General features: G+C 48.6%; 20 protein-coding genes. 6 read left to right on the top strand and 14 right to left on the bottom strand.

Features of this window, described 5'->3' with window-relative positions; translation table 11 throughout:
* Positions 1-324 precede the first annotated feature (324 nt).
* Positions 325-780 (top strand): hypothetical protein, encoded by a 456-nt coding sequence (locus AC4IE7_RS11400; RefSeq protein WP_490776967.1) that lies wholly within the window; start codon positions 325-327, stop codon positions 778-780.
* A 112-nt stretch (positions 781-892) separates the two neighbouring features.
* Positions 893-1396, top strand: a complete 504-nt coding sequence (locus AC4IE7_RS11395; RefSeq protein WP_490776966.1) for an LVIVD repeat-containing protein — start codon at positions 893-895, stop codon at positions 1394-1396.
* A 124-nt stretch (positions 1397-1520) separates the two neighbouring features.
* On the opposite strand, the gene fusA is transcribed toward AC4IE7_RS11395, so the two are convergent.
* A complete protein-coding gene (gene fusA / locus AC4IE7_RS11390) occupies positions 1521-3557 on the bottom strand; it encodes an elongation factor G (RefSeq protein ID WP_490776965.1) in 2037 nt (678 codons plus the stop codon).
* A 221-nt stretch (positions 3558-3778) separates the two neighbouring features.
* On the opposite strand from fusA, the gene AC4IE7_RS11385 reads away from it, so the two are divergent.
* On the top strand, positions 3779-3949 hold the full coding sequence (locus AC4IE7_RS11385; protein ID WP_490776964.1) for a hypothetical protein: 171 nt from the start codon (positions 3779-3781) through the stop codon (positions 3947-3949).
* Between the two features lie 5 nt (positions 3950-3954).
* Here AC4IE7_RS11385 and ccmI read toward each other — a convergent pair whose 3' ends face one another.
* The 12 genes from ccmI to AC4IE7_RS11325 all read right to left on the bottom strand — a co-directional run bounded on the left by ccmI (position 3955) and on the right by AC4IE7_RS11325 (position 13663).
* The gene (ccmI, locus tag AC4IE7_RS11380) at positions 3955-5244 is read right to left on the bottom strand and encodes a c-type cytochrome biogenesis protein CcmI (RefSeq protein WP_490776963.1); all 1290 of its coding nucleotides are present in this window, start codon (positions 5242-5244) and stop codon (positions 3955-3957) included.
* The gene (locus AC4IE7_RS11375; protein WP_490776962.1) at positions 5241-5720 is read right to left on the bottom strand and encodes a cytochrome c-type biogenesis protein; all 480 of its coding nucleotides are present in this window, start codon (positions 5718-5720) and stop codon (positions 5241-5243) included. Before AC4IE7_RS11375 ends, ccmI begins: the two co-directional genes overlap by 4 nt.
* A gap of 2 nt (positions 5721-5722) precedes the next feature.
* Entirely contained in the window at positions 5723-6265 is a 543-nt protein-coding gene (locus tag AC4IE7_RS11370; RefSeq protein WP_490776961.1) for a DsbE family thiol:disulfide interchange protein, read from the bottom strand.
* 7 nt (positions 6266-6272) lie between these two features.
* The gene (locus AC4IE7_RS11365; protein ID WP_490776960.1) at positions 6273-8270 is read right to left on the bottom strand and encodes a heme lyase CcmF/NrfE family subunit; all 1998 of its coding nucleotides are present in this window, start codon (positions 8268-8270) and stop codon (positions 6273-6275) included.
* Entirely contained in the window at positions 8267-8734 is a 468-nt protein-coding gene (gene ccmE / locus AC4IE7_RS11360; RefSeq protein WP_490776959.1) for a cytochrome c maturation protein CcmE, read from the bottom strand. Before ccmE ends, AC4IE7_RS11365 begins: the two co-directional genes overlap by 4 nt.
* Entirely contained in the window at positions 8731-8898 is a 168-nt protein-coding gene (gene ccmD / locus AC4IE7_RS11355; RefSeq protein ID WP_490776958.1) for a heme exporter protein CcmD, read from the bottom strand. The genes ccmE and ccmD overlap by 4 nt, the downstream gene beginning before the upstream one ends.
* Complete coding sequence (locus AC4IE7_RS11350; RefSeq protein WP_490776957.1) at positions 8895-9641, bottom strand: heme ABC transporter permease; 747 nt, start codon at positions 9639-9641, stop codon at positions 8895-8897. Before AC4IE7_RS11350 ends, ccmD begins: the two co-directional genes overlap by 4 nt.
* Before the next feature lies 1 nt (position 9642).
* Complete coding sequence (ccmB, locus tag AC4IE7_RS11345; RefSeq protein ID WP_490776956.1) at positions 9643-10326, bottom strand: heme exporter protein CcmB; 684 nt, start codon at positions 10324-10326, stop codon at positions 9643-9645.
* Positions 10323-10976, bottom strand: a complete 654-nt coding sequence (gene ccmA / locus AC4IE7_RS11340; RefSeq protein WP_490776955.1) for a cytochrome c biogenesis heme-transporting ATPase CcmA — start codon at positions 10974-10976, stop codon at positions 10323-10325. Before ccmA ends, ccmB begins: the two co-directional genes overlap by 4 nt.
* Before the next feature lie 734 nt (positions 10977-11710).
* Complete coding sequence (locus tag AC4IE7_RS11335) at positions 11711-12028, bottom strand: non-heme iron oxygenase ferredoxin subunit (protein ID WP_490776954.1); 318 nt, start codon at positions 12026-12028, stop codon at positions 11711-11713.
* Positions 12029-12039: 11 nt separating this feature from the next.
* Entirely contained in the window at positions 12040-13143 is a 1104-nt protein-coding gene (locus AC4IE7_RS11330) for an anthranilate phosphoribosyltransferase (protein ID WP_490776953.1), read from the bottom strand.
* Positions 13144-13369: 226 nt separating this feature from the next.
* Positions 13370-13663, bottom strand: a complete 294-nt coding sequence (locus AC4IE7_RS11325; RefSeq protein ID WP_490776952.1) for a hypothetical protein — start codon at positions 13661-13663, stop codon at positions 13370-13372.
* Positions 13664-13869: 206 nt separating this feature from the next.
* On the opposite strand from AC4IE7_RS11325, the gene AC4IE7_RS11320 reads away from it, so the two are divergent.
* Together AC4IE7_RS11320 and lolD are read left to right on the top strand one after the other, a co-directional pair.
* Positions 13870-15117: a lipoprotein-releasing ABC transporter permease subunit gene (locus tag AC4IE7_RS11320; protein WP_490776951.1), complete on the top strand. Its 1248-nt coding sequence runs from the start codon at positions 13870-13872 to the stop codon at positions 15115-15117.
* A complete protein-coding gene (gene lolD / locus AC4IE7_RS11315) occupies positions 15110-15796 on the top strand; it encodes a lipoprotein-releasing ABC transporter ATP-binding protein LolD (protein WP_490776950.1) in 687 nt (228 codons plus the stop codon). The genes AC4IE7_RS11320 and lolD overlap by 8 nt, the downstream gene beginning before the upstream one ends.
* Before the next feature lie 41 nt (positions 15797-15837).
* Here the strand turns inward: lolD and AC4IE7_RS11310 are convergent, their stop codons facing one another.
* Positions 15838-16371, bottom strand: coding sequence for a DUF2062 domain-containing protein (locus tag AC4IE7_RS11310; protein ID WP_490776949.1), 534 nt, complete (start codon positions 16369-16371; stop codon positions 15838-15840).
* A 186-nt stretch (positions 16372-16557) separates the two neighbouring features.
* Between AC4IE7_RS11310 and AC4IE7_RS11305 the strand changes: the two genes are divergently transcribed.
* On the top strand, positions 16558-18846 hold the full coding sequence (locus AC4IE7_RS11305) for a DNA internalization-related competence protein ComEC/Rec2 (protein ID WP_490776948.1): 2289 nt from the start codon (positions 16558-16560) through the stop codon (positions 18844-18846).
* Positions 18847-19020 lie beyond the last annotated feature (174 nt).

Below are 19020 nucleotides of genomic sequence, written 5' to 3'. Positions count from 1 at the left end.
GTTCTTATTAGTGCTTACTCAGGGCTATGAGAACGGTTCGGATGTGGGTATGCCTTGATCTAAATCAAGTGCCAATGGAGTTATTTAAAGTAGAAATTTAGCGAATATTAAAAGTGTCTTTAAATGTAGCAAAAGGCAATTAAATATAGGCTTTTTGATGTTATCTTTTAAAATAAAAAGTTCATTATTATTTCTATTTCTGGTGAAATAATATCTGACGATTCAGGGGTAAAAATCTATCCGATAAATTATCTACCCTGGATTAATTATACGGCATACCCACAAAGTGGTACATCTCTATATGCAAACTATTAACCTAATCTGTTGTTAATCAGTCAAGGTGTCGATATTGATGCAAATGATGATGGTCTGCTGGATGAGGCACCCGCTCAAGTCAATGGAAAATTTCATACCCTGTTGACAGGTGAACAGTTGATCTCAGGTGAGGCAAAGGCAACAGTTTTAACCGAAGCTGCATACCAAAATGTTCGCTATCTATTAGCCAGCAGGTCAAGCCAGGCTGACATATTGCTAGCATTGGATAGTAGTGCGCAGTTTCTACTGAAACAGGATCTTAACGGTGATGGCACTATTGATCATCTGGACCTTGCTGAATGGCACCCGCGACTTGATCGTGAAACAACAAGACCCAGTCTGGAACAGCTTCAGTTAGTTATCCAGGATATACATCAGAATCGATCTACAGCTCAACACACAATTACATTATTTGATGCCATCGAACCATCAGTAAGTGAATTATATCTCTGGTCATATAACTGAAATGTCGATCACTGATGAATGGCTTTATGTTCAAAGTAGATCTGGATCTGTCGTTTTTGCTGTAATTGATCAATTTGGCTTACAGATATTTGATTTGAGAGGATGGGTGAGTGTGGAAAGTCCAGCAATAGTTGGGCGTATGGATGTACAGGATGTACAGGAGATCGCCACATCAGCTGGAAACCATGCTTTTCTGCTGTCCGGAGAGGATCAACACCGCCGCATTGTGAGTCTGGACCTGTCAGATATGCAAGAAATCATTAGCACATCTACAGAAGTCTACTCTGACCTGTACCAGAATCCACTGGTTTTAGATCAACACCTCTATGCAACAAGCATCTTTTCAGGTGTTACTCTGTTCGATATTTCTGATCCCATGGCGCTATCTTTACATTCAAACTATGACCAATCTGTTATGGAGTTTGCTTCAGCCGGTACAGTTTCAGCAGGGAATATTCAAGTGCTCAACGTAGATAACCCTGAAGTGCCAGAGTTTGTGGGAAATTTTCATACATCCTCACAGGTAAGAGCAGTTACAGTCCTGAACAACCATCTATTCACTGCAACCCAGGATGAGGTTTTAATATCTCAGCTGTCACTCGAAGCTGTGCCTTAGCCTATCTGTTTGTCAGACCGGGTTGATAACAGTTGATCCGATACTATTTCGTGATTGCTGTTTCGATGGGCAAGAAAAAAAGTAACTTGCCCATCGGATCTGATCTTGCAGCGATTCAGGAAGCCTATGATGGCTTGTTATTGGACAGTTGCTTTTGGATGTTTCCAGGAACCGGTTCATAGTGGCTGAACTCTATGGTGTAAATTCCTTCGCCACCGGTGAGTGCTTTCAGGTGGGTGGCATACCCTTCCAGTTCCGCCAAAGGTGCTTGGCCTTTGATGATCAATGTATTGTTTCGTCCTGTCTCGGTACCACTGATCTGTCCGCGTCGCCCTGCAAGGTCTCCTGTCAGATCTCCCATGAACTGGTCAGAAGTGGTAATTGAGATGTTAACAATCGGCTCAAGGATCACGGGACCTGCATTTTCGACAGCTTCAAGAAATGCTTTTTTACCTGCAGTGACAAATGCGATCTCTTTGGAATCAACAGAGTGAAACTTTCCATCATAAACGGTGACCCGTACATCCTGCATGGTGAAGCCACCAATAGCACCTTCATCCAATGCGCTTCTAACACCTTTTTCAATCGCCGGTATAAATTGACCGGGAATAGCGCCACCAACCACTTTATTGACATATTCAAAACCAGACCCGCGCTCAAGAGGCTCGATACGTAAAAAGACTTCACCGAACTGGCCAGCACCCCCGGTCTGTTTTTTATGCCGGTAGTGGCCCTCAGCTTTGCGTGTAATGGTCTCCCGGTAGGAGATACTGGGTGGGTGAGTCTCAACTTCTACACTGTATTTCTTTTTGATCTGTTGCAGCAGTACATCAAGATGCAACTCTCCAAGTCCGCGCATGACTGTTTCATTTAGACTGACATTATGCTCTACATGGAAACAGGGATCTTCATCTTCCAGTTTATGCAGTGCATCACTTAATTTCTGTTCATCGCCACGCTTGGCCGTGTTGATAGCCAACCCAAACAGGGGTACTGGGCACTCGATTGATCGCAGGTGGTGATGATCTTCATCATGAGAGTCGTGTAACACGGCATCGAAGTGAATATCTTCCACCCGGGCAACGGCACAGATATCACCAGGCACAGCCTGTTTCATCTCCTCTTGATCTTTTCCATGTAGACGGAAGAGATGACTGACCTTAAAAGGTTTGCGAGCGTCACCGATAAAGAGCTGAGAGTTGACCTCGAGTTTCCCCTGATGAACCCTGAAGATGCCCAGTTTTCCACGGTAAGGGTCGTTGATGACCTTGAAAGCATGACCTATGACATGTTTGTTCTCATCGGGGGAGACCTCGACTGGCTTCATGTTGGCCCCTTCGCCTTTCATGAATGGGGGAGGGTTACCTTCAGTGGGATCAGGCATGAGTTTAGAAAACAGGTTTAATAACTCATCTATGCCTGCGCCGTTCTCTACGGAAGTGAAACAGACTGGAATGAGGTGTCCTTCCCGGAGTGCCTTTTCAAAGGGATCATGCAGTTGCTCCGGCTCGATTGCCTCTCCTTGCTCCAGGTAGACCTCCATTAAAGCCTCGTCTACCTCCACAACCTGGTCTACCAGGTTGTCATGAGCCTGACTGACGGATGAGAAATCGGTAGATTCACCACCGGGTTGAAAATAGCAGTCGATGACTTTTTGGCCATTTTCTGCTGGTAGATTGATGGGCAGACACTCATTACCAAAGGTCTCCTGAAGATTCTCCAGCAGGGCTGCAAGATCTACCTCCGGTAAGTCAATTTTATTGATAATGATAAAGCGGCAGAGATCGCGGCGTTTCGCGGCTTCCATCATTCGTATTGTTACGGGTTCGATACCTGTAGCCGCATTGACTACGATTACAGCCGACTCAACCGCTGGCAATATACTGATGCCCCGCCCTAAAAAATCAGCATAGCCGGGGGTGTCGATAATATTGACCTGTTTATTTTCATGACTTAGATGTGTGATGGCGATATCAAGAGAGTGTTGAAGCTCTTTCTCAAGATCATCGTTATCGCAGACGGTATCTCCACGTTCGATAGTGCCTTTGGTTTTGATGGCGCCAGATCGGTACAACAGGTCTTCAATCAGGCTGGTTTTACCAGAGCCGGCATGGCCGGTCAGAGCGACATTGCGAATATCGTGGGTAGAGTAGTTGGCCATATTGACTCCTATCAACGGAACTTGCCGACTTGCTTCGAATAGCCAGGGAAGGCGTCGGCAAAATGACTTATGGTTTTATTTATTGCCAGTATATCAATCAAAAAAGAACAGTTGTTGAGTTTAAGCAGTAGATTGGCATAAAACCCTAGGGTATATCAAAAAAAAGTAAACCACAGGGTGTTGGCCTGGCCTGAGCTAACCTTCATTGGGTAGTTCGGTAAGTGGCCATCTGTATTGTTGCGGTAGATATCACTCCCTATGGCATGCCATGCAGACAAAAGAGTGGTGTGACACTGATTTCAGATACAGAATTTTTGATGTTATCAACAAAGGAAGTGGCGCAAGCAGACACGCTGCTGCGCCAGGGCGCAATCAATGGGCTATCGGAGTAGTAATATCAGGGATGTACAGAGTTAATGACGACCTGTACCGTCTCAGCTTGTCCTGGTTTGATTGGCTCTATTTCACCTTCCAGGTCACCACTCTGAGCTTTTGGATTGCCAGAGAGGGATATTCTGGCGCCAACGGTCACTTCACTGAATCCTGAAAGTTTCATTTGCGGCATCATGGCCATGCTGTCATCGAGACTGAGAGAGATAGGCAGGTCACTCACTTTTTTCCGAACTGCAGCCAGCGGCATAGGGGGGCCACTGACCGCTTTGGCGTAGATGAATACCAGATCGTTTGGTTTTGCCTTACTTTGCAGATCAGGTGAAAGGGATATTTCTACCTTGATGGCTTTGGCTGCAGTCGAAGATTGTGGTTTCGCTGCCGGCTTTTTCGCTTTGACAATAGATGGTAACTCCTCTACTTCAGCCGGTAGACCAAGCTGGGAGCGTGCATCATCGATGGCTTTATTGACAGATTCGAGCTCGTTACTTTGGGGAGTCAGTTGATCACGAAGTGCGTTCCAGCGGACTATCGCCGATTTGAAGTCTGAGGACTGATAGGCAAGGATACCGGTCAGCCAAAGCACATTGGGATTCTCAGGCTCCAGCTCAAAGGCCTTCTGTATCATCGGTGCAGCCCGTCCAGTGAAGTCGTTTCCACTGGTGGCTGCGATGGCTTCAGAGTAGGCCAGCAGCAGGCTCACATCCTGATCATTCATCTCCATTGCCCGTTGATAGGCATTGATTGCTGCGGAGTGATCATTGAGTGACATATAACTACGGCCCAGCATAATCCAGCCTTCATGATTGTCAGGATTTTGCTCGAGCTTTTCTGCCAGTCTTCGAACCAGCTCCTCCATTGGCGGCAGGTTTTCCATACCCTCTTTTTGAGATTGGACTGGCTGTTGATTGGGTTGGCCTGCAGGCTGTTGAGCCAAATGCTGAATGATCTCAGGTGAGCCTAATATGTTGTATATCAGCACAGCAGCTATAGGAACCAGGACTGCAGTGGCAGCCATCGCCCGGCCAGAGGTTTTGTTTTGCGTGATTTCTGCATTAGGCGAGACATCAGTCAGAAGTGCCTTTTGCAGATCCTTGCGGGCAGCCTCATGTTGGGCCTGGTCGAGTTTTCCCTCTTCAAGATCACTGTCCAGCTCAGCCAGCTGCTGCTTGAAGACGGCTAGATTCAGTTCATCTGAGGTGATGTCGCTGGTTACCTCTTTTCTCAGTAACGGCAGCGCAACAAAAGCCATTGCCAGAACAGTAAGTCCGGCAGAAATAATCCAAAATAGGGTCATTGATTCGTGTCTCTTTTCTCGGTCGACTCTGTTAGCAGGTTGTCGAGTCGCTGTTGTTCTTCTTCAGTCAATTCAGTTTCGCTGCTTCTGTTTTTGCGCCTGATAATGCGAAACAGAACCACGCCACCGATTAAAAATACGATCATTGGACCGAACCAAATCGGGTAGGTGCTTGGTTTGACTGGTGGACTGTAGAGTACAAAGTCACCATAACGTGCGACCATAAATTCGATGATGTCATCCTTACTCTGGCCATTTTTCATCATCTCGTAGATTTCGTTTCTGAGGTCTACTGCCAGTTCGGCATTCGACCCTGCCAAGGATTCATTTTGGCAGACCAGACAGCGCATCTCTTCAATGATGGCGCGAAAGTCATTGTCTTGGTCAGGATCCTCAAAGGTATATTCCGCCAATGTTGCGGCTTGCAGGGATGCCAGGCAAAAGAGGCTTAAAAAACTGAGATAGACTAGACGCACGATTATGACCCTTGGCCTTTCAATTCATTAATTATCGGTAGGAGCTTTTCATTGAACAGTGACATGGTCACCGGCCCTGCATGTTTGTAGTGGATGATGCCTTTACTGTCTACCAAGAAGGTTTCCGGGGCGCCGTAGACACCAAGATCGATCGCAGTCCGGCCCTTTTTATCAAAGATATTGATGACATAGGGGTCTCCAAGCTGTTGCAGCCAGGATTGGGCCTTGTCTCTTTCATCTTTCCAGTTGAGTCCAACGATATCCACCTTGCCGGAACGGGCCAGACGGACAAGGGTCTGATGTTCAGCACGACAGGATACACACCAGGTTGCCCAGACATTCAACAGGTAGACCTTTCCCTTCAGGTTTTTGTCGCTGATCAAGGTCTCAGCACTCTCAACTGTTGGCAGGGAAAATTCTGGCACGGATTTACCGATCAAAGGGGATGGGATCTCCCTTGGATTCATCCCCAACCCCTTGAACAGGAAGACCGCAATTACTCCGAAAACGAGCAGCGGAACGGAATAACGCAAGTATCGATTCATTTCAGGTTCATCTCCCAGTGGCAGCAGCTGCTGCGGTAGCGCTGTTTACCATTTCAGCAGAACGTACGCGAGCGGTGCGATAACGTCGGTCGGTAATCGCCAGTAAGCCACCCAATCCCATCAATACACCCCCAAGCCATATCCACCGAACGTAGGGTTTGTAGTAGAGACGTAAGCTCCAGTCGCCACCCCCCAGTGGTTCACCGAGAGAGACATAGAGGTCGCGAGTGAAACCCCAATCGATAGAGGCTTCTGTCATTGGTCTTGTCTGCACGAAGTAGGTGCGTTTTTCAGGCTCCAGAGTGGTGAATTGCTCACCGTTTTTGGAAACCTTGAAACTGCCACGATGGGCGTTATAGTTCGGTCCGGGGATTCGTTTTACCCCTTCGAAAGCGAACTCATAACCGGCAATCTCACTGACATCACCTGGACTCATGCGGACATCATTCTCCTGCCCGAAATTAGAGACCATGGTGACACCCACTATGAATACCGCTACCCCCATATGGGCAGTGATCATCCCGTAATAACTGCGGCCGCCGGTTTTGAAATCTTGCCAGAATCCACTGAAGCCATGCTTGTTTTTAAGGCGATCCCTGATGTTGACAAGATGAGCAGTAGCTACCCAGAGGGCCAGTCCCATACCGAGTCCTACCAACCAGTTACCGCCGGAGAACATAGGCAGCAGGCTAATCAGACCAAAAGCCAGACTGACAGCGAAGGCTACCTTGAGCTCTTTGATCAATAAGGAGGGTTCAGCGTGTTTCCATCTGGAGAGAGAACCTATCCCCATTAACAGTGCCAGGAAGGGCGTTGTGAGTAGGAACATCTTGTTGAACCAGGGAAATCCCACTGAAATTTTACCCAGCTCCAAGGCGTCGTAAATCAGGGGTGCCAGAGTACCGAGCAGTACCAGAGCCGCAAACACGGAGAGCAGCAGGTTGTTGCCGAGTAGAAAGGTCTCCCTTGAGACCAGATCAAATCGTCCTCCACTGGTTATATATGGGGCACGCCACGTGTAGAGCAGCAGCGAACCACCAATAACTATCAGCAGGAATATCAGGATAAAGACACCCCGTGCCGGATCAGAGGCAAAAGAGTGTACAGAGGTGAGTACACCTGAGCGAACCAGGAAGGTACCCAGCAAACTTAGTGAAAATGCTGATATGGCTAACAATACTGTCCAGCTTTTAAATGCACCACGCTTTTCAGTGACGGCCAGGGAGTGGATCAATGCCGTACCAATCAGCCAGGGCATGAATGAGGCATTTTCCACCGGATCCCAAAACCACCAGCCGCCCCAGCCCAGCTCATAGTAGGCCCACCAGCTTCCAAGGACGATGCCGAGGGTTAAAAAGACCCAGGCAACCGTAGTCCAGGGGCGTGACCAGCGAGCCCATGAGGCATCCAGTCGTCCACCAAGAAGTGCCGCTATGGCGAAAGCAAAGGCAACCGAAAAGCCCACATAACCCATATAGAGCATGGGGGGATGGATCGCCAGGCCGGGATCCTGAAGCATCGGGTTAAGCTCGCCACCTTCGGAAGGCACCGGAAAGGTTCTATCGAAGGGATTTGAGGTCAGTAGCATGAACAGCAGAAAGCCGATACTGATCATACCCATCACAGAAAGTACTCTGGATACCATCTCCAGTGGCAGATTGCGACTGAAACTGGCAATGGCAACACTCCAGCTGGCAAGCAGGAAGGCCCATAGTAGTAATGATCCCTCATGAGCACCCCAAACTGCAGATATCTTGTAGATGTCTGGCAATTTGGTATTGCCATGCTGAGCCACGTAGATTACTGAAAAATCGTTGCTCAGAAAGGCATTTGTCAGAATCAAAAGGGAGATAGCCAGAAACACAAACTGGCCCCATGCCAGGCTGCGAGAAGCGGCCATCCATGAGGCGTTATGGGTGTAAGAGCCAATTAAAGGTACCACTGCCATGGTAACTGCCAGGCAGAGGGAGAGTATTAGGGTGAAATGTCCTAATTCCGGGATCATTGAATGCTGGCCTGAGGTTGAGTGTTACCAACGCCCTCATCATGTGCAGTCTTCAAAGAATCTGCGACTTCTGGGGGCATATAGTTTTCATCATGTTTAGCCAGCACTTCGCTGGCGATGAAAATACCATCCTGATTGAGCTGTCCCATAGCAACTATGCCCTGACCTTCACGGAACAGGTCGGGCAGAATGCCGGTATATTCCACGGTAACGGCTTCCGCATTATCAGTGACCGAGAAGGCCGTGGTAAGGCCATCGGGTTTGCGTTTGACACTTTCATTCTGAACCAGGCCGCCAATGCGGAATGGGTGTGCAACCGGAGCTTTGCCTTCAACTACTTCGGAGGGTGAAAAGAAGAACATCAGATTTTCGTCAAATGCGTTCAATGCCAGCCAGGTGGCAACACCTATACCAGCTACCATTAAACCGATCAGTGTAAGTCGTTTTTTACGTATGGGATTCATTTCTCTACTTTCCTGGCCCGACGAATTTTTCGGGCGATATCAGTTAATGCGCGTTTTCTTTGCAGCAAAGGAGCAACAATATTGGCAACCAGAACGATGAGCGCCAGAAGGAAGGAGGGCCAAACGTAGACTGCGTAGCCACCCATTGCGAAAAATTCACTCATTTCGCCTCCTGCTCAACCATTTCCAATACCCAGCGGCTGTTTCTTTCACGTTCAACAATTTCTGCGCGCGCGCGCATTAAGACCACAGCGCCATAGTAAAGTTTAAATGAGATAGCCATGGTCAGCAGAGGGATTAGCATCCTGATATCCATGGAGGGTTTACTGAATTTTGTGACCGAGGCTGTCTGGTGCAAGGTGTTCCACCATTCGACCGAATAGTGAATCACTGGAATATTAACAACGCCCACCAGGGCAAGGATTGAAACCGCTCTGGCAGCAACCCTTTTGTCTTCGATTGCGCTGTGCAAAGCGATGATGCCGAGATAGAGAAACAGCAATAACAGCTCAGAGGTCAGTCGAGCATCCCAGACCCACCAGGTGCCCCACATGGGCTTGCCCCATAGAGAACCTGTTGCCAGGGCAAGGAATGTAAAGGAGGCGCCGACAGTGGCGCTGCTGATAACCACTATTTCAGTGATTTTTATCCGCCACACCAGGCTGATCAATCCAGAAACCGCCATCACGACATAGATGAACATTGACATCCAGGCGGCTGGAACATGGATGTACATGATGCGATAACTTTCGCCCTGCTGATAGTCAGGAGGGGCCACGAACAAACCATAGTAGAGGCCGACCACCAAAGTGATCAGAAAACTGACCATGAACCAGGGAACCAGTTTACCCGCAACGTTATAGAAATAGCGGGGAGAACCCATTTGATGAAAGAAGCGTATGATCATATCAACTTAGACTAATTCTCAGTGAAGCGGCAGTGGCCAAGGGCGCCAGTACCAGGGAGCCTACCAACATCGCTGCCAGAATAGACAATTGCGCGGTGATTGGTATGCCGATTATGGCTGTTTTAACAGCATCTGTAGCAAATATCAGCACTGGAACATATAAGGGTAAGACCAGCAGCGAAAGAATCACGCCGCCACGTCTCAACCCGACAGTCAGTGCAACCCCAACAGACCCAATGAGGCTGAGCACAGGTGTTCCCAGTATTAAGGTTAGCATCAGGGTGGGAATGGCAGATCCGGGGATGTTCAATAACACCGCCAGTAGGGGGGCAACGATAAACAGGGGTAAGCCTGTCACGAGCCAATGGGCCAAAATCTTCGCCAACACCAGAATGGAGACGGGGTGGGCACTCAACATAAACTGTTCAAGAGAGCCGTCATCAAAATCAGAACGGAACATGCTGTCCAGAGAGAGTAGGGAGGCCAGCAGTGCGGCGACCCAGATAACCCCAGGACCTACAGCTTCGATAAGTTTGGCGTCGTTGCCGATGCCAAGAGGGAACATCGCGGTCACCAGAACAAAAAACAGCATTGGATTGACCAGCTCTGAACGTCGGCGATAGGCGAGCAACAGATCCCTTTTCAGGAGCAGGCTAAAAGCGCTGGTTAGGGAGAGTGTACTCATCTTTCAGACAGATTTACGCGCACCAGTTCGACCTCATCCCTAAAGCCAACTCGATGGTGAGTGGTCATGGCAGCCATGCCGCCTTGGTTGAGGTGCCCCTCAAACAGTCGCTCCATATGTTCTATGCCTTTACGATCAAGTGAGGTGAATGGTTCATCGAGTATCCAAAGCTTTGCGTCGGTGACCAGCAGGCGTGCGATAGCGAGTCTACGCTGCTGTCCTGCTGAAAGATTACGGGTAGGTACATCTTCGAAGCCGTAAAGACCAACCTGTTCCAGTGCATGCTCCAGGTCTATACCCTCTTTGGCCTTGCCCAGACCTTGGGCAATACGTAGATTCTCCAGGGGTGTCAGGTCGAGTTTTGAGCCATCTTTGTGTCCAAGATAGGCTATGTGTTCATGGAACTCTGGGCCCTGCATGAAAATATCTTTACCTTCCCAGAGTAATTTACCGGATTCGGGGAGGCGAATGCCGCATAAGATCCTCAATAGTGAGGTTTTGCCACTGCCATTTCTACCCTCAAGAACCAGGGCTTGTCCAGGATTGATCGTAAAATCAAGATCCTCGAACAGCATTCGATCGTCCCTTATGCAGGAGAGGGCTCTCGCTTCAAATGTCGCAGTGGAATGGGGGGAAGATGAGGTTGTCACAAGTTTAGTCGTTTATCTTTATCGTATTTATAAGGCCAGATAATATAAATTCAGCCGGCACAGCCAGGACTGCTTTCATCTCGCAAATACAGAATAAGCCAGTTCCGGACTCTCTGTACGCTTAACAGCCTCTATTTTTAATGTTTTGTTAGCAGAACCTAGCCTGACAACAATACCTGAACTCACACAGGAGTCTCAACAAAAAAAAGCTTTGGGCCAATTAGCCGAGTGAATTATCCGTTCAATCTATATGTGTGGGTTAATATTCCCAAACTAGGACAGCGGAATGCCAGAATTTATTCAACATCGAACTGTTTTTTACTCATAAATCGGTATTAGGTCACGAAAATCGATGGGACCTACCATTTGATAAAGCGATACAGGATGTTGCAAGTGTGGTGTTTGGATACGCACTCCTGAAATCAGGTGTGCATAGAGTAGATCTTAGGAGGCTTGTGGCGCCTTGATAATGACTTGCTCTTGTTCAAAACTCTGGAGATTAGGGGTTCTGTCAGCAATGTTGGACGTTTGCCAAAAGAGAGTCATGCAGAAAGCGACTGCCAACATTAAAAGAAATTTCACCGATTGTACCCCCGGAACATTGTATGGTGGTGAAATGGTAATGCCTTATCAGGCAGAATTTTTATGAGGTGGAATATATAGTAATTACCCTGACTCCGCTAGTGTAGGAAGCAATTGATTTTGATCCAGGTCACCAAAAGGGAGTCTTTCGGCTATTTTTTTAGCTGTATTAGTATTTGATTATTCTCTATTTTGACAGGAAATGTAGCAATTGCCTCTGTAGCCGGCTCTTCCAGAGGTAGACCTGTTTTAAGACAAAAGCGGCTACCATGTAGAGAACATTTAATGTTTTGTCCTTGAATGCAGCCAAGATAGAGCGAAACATCCTCATGGCTGCATTGATCATTCACAGCGTATATTTGACCTTCTGCGTTGACGATCAGATAGCGATGTTGTTCGAAATCGAATCGCTTCATTTTGCCTGGAGGCAATTCATCAGCGGCTGCGACCTTGATCCATTGTTCCTGCATTTTTACATCCACTATACGAGCCGTTCAGCAGCTCTACCTGAATCCAGAACCTGTCGAACCTGGGCGGCAGCTTTTTCAAGGGAATCATGTCGGCCAGCATGCCATAGAGACAATGAACAGCTGTAGACCAGTGAGTCATAGGCAGGGCCTGGTTCACCTTGAAGCGCACGCAAGCCGGTATCAGCGGCCAGTTGTGCTGCTTGTGAGACATCAGATATACGTGCGACGTCATCACCGCTGTTATTGATGGCGGGATGATCAGGTAAGGGAACAGCGCGAACAGACTGCTTGATCGACAGGCTTTCCGGAGAGATTTCCACCGCTTGCTCCTCTCCCATATCGTCATAGCGAAAGAGCATACCCTGCTGTCTCAATGAGGGGATTACACCACCCTCTGTGCCGCGCACCAATAGGCATCCCTCAAATTCTGCAAAGCGAGCAAGTGAAGCATATTTTGCTGGATATGGCTTATGAACATAGCCGGTGACCAGGTGAGTCTTTTTTTGTGCTGTAATCGGTTTTGCAAGAACTTCAACCGTTGTCAGCACCTGACGTTTGATAATTCTTTTGCGAATGTCGGTCAGGTCGTGAAGGCCCGGACAGAAGGTCTTTTGATCCACATAGGCCCATCCTGACTCGGGATTCTCAATGCGGGATACCGCTTCATCCAGACTCATATCGACATTGATACCTGCTGCCTGAAGAATATGGCGGTGGGTGACACCAAACTTGGGACCTACTGCATCGAGGCCGTGGCTGACACAGGGCAGTCCGCAAGCAGCGAGGAGAGCCGGAATCATCGGGGCAACAGGCAGATTTCGATTCATGCCGTCATAGGGGTCAGCCAAAGAGATCAGCTCCTCTACGTTGGCTGTACGACTATCAGAAATATTCAGAATCGCCTCTAAAGCACCCTTGTTTTCATCATCGGTTTCCCGCTTCATACGCAGAGCTATCAGAAAAATAGCGGTCTGAACATCGTCGATCTCACCTCGAAGAATAGCTGACATACCCTCCCTGGCCTCATCCAGTGAGATATCTTTGCTCAGTTCCGGGCCAGTGGCGATGCGTTGAATAATGGAGTGCATCAAAGTTGCTGAAGTATTGTTTGTCATTTCTACTACCTGACGGCTTGGGGGCCTGCCGAATGATCTATTAGAGATAGGTTTGCGGGGGAGTATAAAAAACTTAGTAAAATTGTCAAGAATTACTGCCGGACACTCCGTGGGGTGTTTTTTTGGCAAACGCGGTAGCTGTTAGCCAATGGGAGCTGTGGAGATCCCCAGGAATCGCCAGTCAAGCAAGCAAAGTCCGAGGCTAGCGAACCTGAGCAGGAAAAACCTAGCGGTGCAGTACCGAAGTCAATACATGGTTATATTCAAAGAATACAGAGTAACTCGGATAGTCCCAACGGGTGATAGGGGGATCGCCCACACTGGGATGGGCTGCGCTGGGTTGACCGAATCGCTGACTTACCTGGTCCATTGTCATACTGCGGCTAGGACGGGGTATCCCCTCTTCACTGTTGATCGGTGCAGTGTCGATTGAATCAATCAACAGCACTTCCGCAGTGACGGATTGAGATATCAGGCAGGCAAACAGGGTGATGGATAGGGCGGTAATGCGAAAACTCATCTGAGCAACTCCGAATTTGTCTCTTCAAGAAGGAATATAGCACTCTTGTCTAACTATAGGAAACCATGAGCAATTAATCGGAATGAAAAGCGTGAACTGCATAAAACCCAGATGCAGTTGACAGATTTCATAATCTAATCAATTCAGGTAATTTTTTTTGCCAGGGTATGCGGTTTAGTGGCAACTTTGTGTTTTAATGCCGAGCTATGTTTAAACCGATCGAATTATTTATCGGCCTGCGCTATACACGAGCAAAACGTCGAAATCACTTCATCTCCTTTATCTCAATGATCTCCATGGTCGGGATCATGCTTGGGGTTGTGGCTTTGATTGTTGTGTTATCAGTTATGAACGGCTTTCACAAAGAGATCCGTGAACGGATTCTCGGAATGGCCTCCCATGCAACAATTTCCGGCGTCAATGGGGAGCTGACAGATTGGCGGGAAGTTCAATCTGAAGCTGCCAAATATCCCCATGTGATCGGAGAAGCCCCCTATGTTGAGGGGCAGGGCATGTTGATCAGTGGTCAGAAAGTCAGTGGTGTGCTGTTGAGGGGGATCTTGCCAGAAGAGGAAGGTGAGGTCTCTGAAGTTATATCATCCATTATCCATGGATCGATAGAGACATTGCAGCCAGGAGATTACGGTATTGTTCTGGGGCGTGAACTTGCTTCAGTTCTGGATGTTGGAGTTGGCGATAGGGTCACCCTGGTAACGCCACAGGTCAACGTAACACCTGCCGGGATAATGCCACGATTGAAACGTCTCAGGGTCAGCGCCATTTTTCAGGTGGGTATGGGAGAGTATGACCGTGGTGTTGCTATTCTGCATATCATAGATGCAGCGAAACTGATGCGTTTGCAGGATGGGATTACCGGTATTCGATTGAAATTGGATGATCTCTATCTGGCACCTCAGGTTTCCCGTGAGTTGGCGATGAAGATGGGGGGCTATTACCGTATCAGCGACTGGACTATGCAGCATCGAAACTTCTTTTCTGCACTAAGAACCGAGAAACGGATGATGACCATTATCCTCTCCCTGATCGTTGCTGTGGCAGCTTTCAATATAGTTTCGACCATGGTTATGGTTGTCACTGATAAACAGTCAGATATTGCAATCCTGCGTACTTTGGGCGCATCACCCCAGTCGATTATGGGGATTTTTATGGTTCAGGGGGCGACAATCGGTATTGTGGGGAACATTCTCGGAATGGCCGGGGGCATGCTGCTGGCCCACAATGTGGAAGAGATTGTGAGTTGGATAGAGCGCACATTGAGCGTCGACTTTCTCGATCCCAGTATCTACTACATCACCAAGCTGCCATCAGATCCCCATACCAGCGATATGTTGTTTATTGGTGGCATGGCCTTTCTGATTACGCTGATTGCAACACTCTATCCAGCGTGGAAAGCATCCCGCACCCAGCCTGCTGAGGCATTGCGATATGAGTGAAGCTGGTTTAGTACTGGAAGCCAGTAATCTGGTCAGGACTTTCGCACAAGGTGATCTCTATGTGGAGGTTCTGCAGGATGTCTGCTTGCAGTTAAAAGAGGGGGAGCGGGTAGCCATCGTTGGGGCATCCGGTTCAGGAAAGAGCACTTTACTGCACTGCCTTGGTGGACTGGATAGACCGGATTCAGGCTCGATCATCCTCAATGGTCAGGATCTGCTGAGTCTCAATGAACGGGATAAAGGAAAGTTAAGAAATCAAAGCATGGGCTTTGTCTATCAATTTCACCACCTGCTACCGGAATTTACCGCTTTGGAAAATGTGGCGATGCCACTGTTGATAGGTGGTCAATCGGTCACTAGTGCCCGGGATCAGGCGGCTGAAATGCTGCAACAGGTTGGTTTGGCCAAGCGGACACACCATAAACCCAACGAACTCTCTGGTGGTGAGCGCCAACGGGCCGCATTGGCAAGAGCCCTGGTTCACCACCCAGCTTGTGTTTTAGCCGATGAGCCAACAGGCAATCTGGATAGAAAAACAGCAGAGCAGGTCTATGAATTGATGTTACAGCTTAATACAGAGCGTAAGGTCAGTTTTATCGTGGTCACTCATGATGTGGATCTAGCCGCGCGCATGGATCGGACGTTGCATTTAGTAGATGGCAGATTAGCTAATCAGTAGCTCTAAACATATTGAGTAAATCAGTGGCCCTGCAGAAAGGCTCATTTAGAGACTTTTGGGGATGGACATCTACGTCGTCGACTTTTCCATTTTTCTATTACTCGCCAGCGCCAGATCCATAGAATCAGACTGTAACCAATGATTGATGAGATTGTGGCGCAGACCAGTGAGCCGACGATCAGAGGGATCAAAATATCAAAACCGGCGCTCTGCAGCCATTCCACGCTGAATTGGAAAGGCTCCAGTGTCGCTTCATCACCAGTGATTGAAGTTCCTACCCGGTATGCGAAATAAAACATAGGGGGGATGGTGATTGGATTGGTAATCCATACCAAGACAACAGAGAGAGGTAGGTTGACCCGGAAAAAGATGGCTGCGGCAGCTGCAAAAACCATCTGAAAAGGGAAGGGCAAAAAGGCCATGAAAAGGCCTACTGCGAATGCGCCTGAGACAGAGTGTCTATTCAGGTGCCAGAGGTTGGGGTCATGGAGTAGATTGCCAAATATCTGCAGGTGTTTGTGATTACGCACCTGGTCGTGATGGGGCAGCAGACGTTTGATGAGTCGTTTTGGCATGTCTGTTGTTAAAAAACGGTCTCAATGGCTATTAGTGGGTGCAACCGGATTGCAAGCATCAGCAAAGCATGGGAAATGTCCTCTGCTGGTTGATCTAAAAACTGATTCTTCCATGAAAAACTCTTGAGATACTAAAAGATAGAGTATACCTGATGGAAAGGGAATGGATGGTGACAAGGAGAAGTCATGAATTGGATTCTTATCTGTTTTGTTATAGGGGCAACACTGTTTCATCAACTGGATGCCCTGCCTGGGTTAAAGTGGCTGTCACTACTTCTATTTGTACCATTCCTTTGGCGATTCACTCAGTTACGTCCATGGCTGGGGCTTTTTATAGGCCTTGCATGGAGTCTACTTCATGCCAGCTTCTCCCTGCAACAGCAGTTGCCTGTCTCATTAGAACGTAGTGATATGGTTCTGCAAGGGGTGGTGGATTCCCTGCCCGTAAAGCGTGGTCTTATTTCTCATTTTCGGATGCGTGTAATCTCGCTTCATGATGCTGACGATGTGGCGTACAAAATTTCTCATGTCCAACTCAGTTGGTACGGCGCCCACCAACCACTGAAAGTCGGAGATAGCTGGCGTTTGAAGGTGAGATTAATCCGGCCAAGAGGCACTCAGAATCCTGCAGGATTCGATCATGAACGTTGGCTGTTTCTACAGCAGATTGATGCCAAAGGATATGTTCGGAAGTGGCAGGGAAATGAGCAAATTGATGCTGTATTGATTCCATCATGGATAGGGCGCTTACGTCAAAGCATTGCCGGTGCCATAGACCACTATACAGAAGCACCTCAAGCTGCGGCACTATTGAAGGCGCTGGCTGTCGGTGACAAGCGGGGCATCGATCAACAAGCCTGGCAGGTCTTTAGCAGCACGGGAACCAACCATCTGATGGCGATATCCGGTTTGCATGTCGGTTTGGTTGCCGGCTGGTTACTGATTACAGGATCCTGGCTCTGGCGTCGTAGCAGCAGGCTATGTTTGATCTGGCCAGCACTCAAGGCGGGTGCCCTGATCGCTCTGCTGGGAGCAATAGGCTACGCCGCCTTAGCAGGATTTACGCTCCCCACACAACGTGCACTGCTGATGTTGGTGACCACCCTTGGTGCAGTGATTCTTGGCTATCGTGTGCAGTTTGGACGAAGCCTGCTGCTTGCCCTGTTTCTGGTTGTCCTGATCGATCCATTGGCAACGCTGAGTATCGGTTTTTGGCTCTCTTTCATCGCTGTGGCAGTGATATTGTGGCATATGGGAGGGCGAATTGTTCCAATGCGTGGTTGGCGCCAGGGAGTGCGAATACAGCTGGCCGTTACCCTGGGGTTACTGCCGGTGCTGTTTCTCTTCTTTGGTCAGGTCTCTATGATCTCGCCCTTGGTCAATCTGATAATGGTGCCTTGGTTCAGTATGGTTTTAGTGCCGATGATGCTGATTGGTTTACCTGCTTTGCTTATTCCTGAGTTGGCCCAGATCTGGTTTAACTGGCTCGGCACCCTCTCCGGGATGACCTTCGATACCCTGCAATGGTTCTCAACTCTGTCGTTCGCGGTCTCTGAATTGCCGGCACAAGAGACGCTCTTCTGGTTCTCTGCTTTGGTTGGGTGCCTGCTTCTGATTATGCCCAGTGGCATTCCCGGAAGGGGGATGGGGATCTGGCTTTGTCTGCCTGTTCTGCTATCGACACCGGAGCGGCCAGAAGAGGGTGAATTATGGTTCACACTACTGGATGTGGGTCAGGGGCTGGCTTGTGTTATAGAGACCAGTAATCATTTGATAATCTACGACACAGGACCAAAGCGTGGTACAGCTCAGGATGCGGCTGAATCAGTTATCATTCCGTTCCTCAGATCGCGTGGTCACGACCAGATCGATCTTTTACTGGTGAGTAATGGAGACAGGGATCATGCTGGGGGTTTGGAGACGCTCGTCAAAGCGATTCCTACTGAGAGAATATTGGCTGGAGAGCCGGAGTTGATTGATCAGGCTCAACCCTGTCGCGCTGGAGAAGCGTGGTCATTGGATGGTGTCAGTTTTCAGATACTCCATCCAACCGCAGAGGCAAGCTATAAGAGACGTAATGATCGTTCCTGCGTGCTGAAGATAGTCAGCAGCGATTGGGGCATTCTGCTTCCGGGAGATATTGAAAAAGCGGCTGAAGAGCAATTGATAGATCAGAGCCCTGAGCATTTGAAATCGAAACTGATCGTGGCACCACACCATGGCTCAAACAGCTCCTCATCCCCTGAGTTTGTGACCGCTGTCGATCCTGAGTGGGTTCTATTTTCAACTGGGTACAAAAACAGCTATGGTTTCCCCAGACCTGAGGTAATTGAACGCTGGCGGCTTCAAGGTGCTGATAATCTGAATACGGCGCTGAGCGGTGCGATTGAATTTCGAATTGCAGCTGGAGAAAAAAATCCACTGCCTCGGCTCTACCGGGTGTTAAATGGTCGATACTGGCACAATAGGGAGTGAATATCGGGCTCTCCCAGAGGCGCAACGAATCGCTTCATATGGGCCTGTCCACAAGCGCCATTGGCTGTGTTAGGCTTGCGTGATCTAGAGACTGCTAGTCGCCGCTCGTATTGCTTGCCAATGAGACTTGTGGTGCGGACGAGAGTTGCCGAATTTACTGCACGGCACATTAGG

Source organism: Candidatus Thiodiazotropha sp. AKAK3 (assembly GCF_058244645.1).
The sequence above is the reverse complement of the archived record's forward strand: the minus strand, read 5'-3'. Positions and strand labels throughout refer to the sequence as shown.

Coding starts and splice junctions, on each gene's coding strand:
- fusA (WP_490776965.1), bottom strand. CDS start 3,557: ATGGCCAACTACTCTACCCACGATATTCGCAATGTCGCTCTGACCGGC.
- ccmI (WP_490776963.1), bottom strand. CDS start 5,244: ATGACCCTATTTTGGATTATTTCTGCCGGACTTACTGTTCTGGCAATG.
- AC4IE7_RS11370 (WP_490776961.1), bottom strand. CDS start 6,265: ATGAATCGATACTTGCGTTATTCCGTTCCGCTGCTCGTTTTCGGAGTA.
- AC4IE7_RS11365 (WP_490776960.1), bottom strand. CDS start 8,270: ATGATCCCGGAATTAGGACATTTCACCCTAATACTCTCCCTCTGCCTG.
- ccmE (WP_490776959.1), bottom strand. CDS start 8,734: ATGAATCCCATACGTAAAAAACGACTTACACTGATCGGTTTAATGGTA.
- ccmD (WP_490776958.1), bottom strand. CDS start 8,898: ATGAGTGAATTTTTCGCAATGGGTGGCTACGCAGTCTACGTTTGGCCC.
- AC4IE7_RS11350 (WP_490776957.1), bottom strand. CDS start 9,641: ATGATCATACGCTTCTTTCATCAAATGGGTTCTCCCCGCTATTTCTAT.
- ccmB (WP_490776956.1), bottom strand. CDS start 10,326: ATGAGTACACTCTCCCTAACCAGCGCTTTTAGCCTGCTCCTGAAAAGG.
- AC4IE7_RS11335 (WP_490776954.1), bottom strand. CDS start 12,028: ATGCAGGAACAATGGATCAAGGTCGCAGCCGCTGATGAATTGCCTCCA.
- AC4IE7_RS11330 (WP_490776953.1), bottom strand. CDS start 13,143: ATGACAAACAATACTTCAGCAACTTTGATGCACTCCATTATTCAACGC.
- AC4IE7_RS11325 (WP_490776952.1), bottom strand. CDS start 13,663: ATGAGTTTTCGCATTACCGCCCTATCCATCACCCTGTTTGCCTGCCTG.
- AC4IE7_RS11320 (WP_490776951.1), top strand. CDS start 13,870: ATGTTTAAACCGATCGAATTATTTATCGGCCTGCGCTATACACGAGCA.
- lolD (WP_490776950.1), top strand. CDS start 15,110: ATGAGTGAAGCTGGTTTAGTACTGGAAGCCAGTAATCTGGTCAGGACT.
- AC4IE7_RS11310 (WP_490776949.1), bottom strand. CDS start 16,371: ATGCCAAAACGACTCATCAAACGTCTGCTGCCCCATCACGACCAGGTG.
- AC4IE7_RS11305 (WP_490776948.1), top strand. CDS start 16,558: ATGAATTGGATTCTTATCTGTTTTGTTATAGGGGCAACACTGTTTCAT.